This is a genomic window from Chitinophaga sp. CF118 (assembly GCF_900112615.1).
Taxonomy (GTDB): Bacteria; Bacteroidota; Bacteroidia; order Chitinophagales; family Chitinophagaceae; genus Chitinophaga.
Genome location: NZ_FOMK01000027.1, coordinates 1 through 1,824, shown reverse-complemented (window position 1 = coordinate 1,824; position 1,824 = coordinate 1). Strand labels below are relative to the sequence as shown.

1 protein-coding gene is annotated in these 1,824 nt (G+C 40.2%); it reads right to left on the bottom strand.

The features are described from left to right. Window positions 1–162 precede the first annotated feature (162 nt). Entirely contained in the window at window positions 163–1,740 is a 1,578-nt protein-coding gene (locus tag BM176_RS32025; protein ID WP_090108485.1) for an IS1182 family transposase, read from the bottom strand. Between the last annotated feature and the right edge of the window lie 84 nt (window positions 1,741–1,824).

The window sequence follows — 1,824 nt, the reverse complement described above, 5'->3', positions numbered from 1 at the left end:
AGAGGCTGACTAAAAAGGTCAGTTTCTATAAAAACTAAAAAATATATGGCCCGCCCTGGCGGGTCATATATTTTTTAGTACCTGTTGGTATCAATTTGGTGTTGTAATAATTGGGGAAGGATAATAGGGTAAAAGCGGGTGTTTTTTGGGTAATTTCTCCTTTTAGGATGCTTTTCTTTGCCTTTGTAAGCAGATCTTCCTGATATTATGGGCCATTGCTACCAGGTTAATTTCAGTTTGCACCTTTCTAAGCCCTCTGAGATGGAAGCGACGGAACCCCATATTATGTTTGATGTCTCCAAAGCAGCTTTCGATCTCAACACCCCTTTTCTTCTTTAACCGGGTTCCCTTTTCTGTGCCTAGGTTTTCCCGCGTCTGTTGTTTATAATCTTCCAGTTTTTCATTGATCTGGATACTGCGATGTTGTTGTTTTGTCGCTTTGCAGCATTGATCATAAAAGGGACAGTTATTACAATCAGCACAACTATATTCTTTTATAGTAGATGGGTAGCCTGTGCGTTTATGAGTATGCACATATTTCCGATTAAAGGTTAACAGTCTGCCATCAGGACATTGATAGCTGTCTGTTAAAACATCGTAGGGAAAGTTCTCTTTTAAAAACACATTTTCTTTAAATTTCTTTGTCTGTTCTTTATGATAGAGAGGGAACTTCATGTAGTTCTCTATTTCATATTCTTTCAGCAATTCATAATTCTGTTCTGTTCCGAAAATACTGTCTGCGATAATGTTTTTCGGTTTAAAAGGCTGATGTGGAATGACCTGTTCTAGATGATCTTTAAAACACACCCCATCATTGGTATTCTGATGAACACTTACGCCTGTGATGAACTGTTGTTCACTTCCAGCCATTACATTATATGCAGGCAATACTTCTACTTTGTTTTTCATCCTCATCGCGCTGGCATCTTCATCGGTCGTGTTATACCCACTACGATTGCCTGCAGAGACAATCTGTGCATCATATTTCCCTATTTTACTCTCTGCCTCTGACAGTTTCTTCCTTAAGCTAGTCGCTTTACGCCTTTTCTTGTTGCTGCTAGCTTCTGCTAATTGTTTATCCAGAAGTACCGCCTGTGCCTGAATGTCTTCCGGTGTTATGCTGGAAGCATCCCCTTTTTCCTCCAGATCTCCCTTGCCATACTGACGATCCTCCTCGCTGTTGAGTTGATCTATCTCCTTAAATAATGCACGACATTTCTCTTCGGTCCCTGCTTTATAACGTTCTGCATTCTTTTTCCATACCATTTTATGTTGGTTCGCATCTGCTCGGAATGTACTACCATCACAGAAGTAATTTTCCATCTTAATATAGCTATGCTCCAACAGAAACTCCAGCATTTCTTTAAATAAAACCTCTATAACTTCTTTTGCTTTACTGCTACGGAAATTATTAATGGTGCGAAAATCTGGCCGACTCATCCCACTCAGCCACATAAAGTGAATATCCTGGCTCAGCGCCTGGGCGATCTTACGGCCTGTATAAATCTTAACGCTGTAGGCGTATAAAAGGACCTTTAACAGCATCCGGGGATGATAGGCGCTGGTACCTCCTCCTAAATACTGCTGGATCAAAAGGCTCAGATCCATTCTCTCTACAACCTCATTCACCACTCGAACAAGGTGTTTTGCTCCTATTAATTCTTCTAAGGAAGGGGGGAGTAATAAAGCTTGTTGGGGACTATATGCTTTAAATTTCTGGGAAGTGCTTATTTTTGTCATAGTAATTTTTGAGTGGTATCTAAAATTACTAATCAGCCCTTTATCTTCCAAAAAGAAAAGGGCTGACCTTTTTGGTCAGCCCCT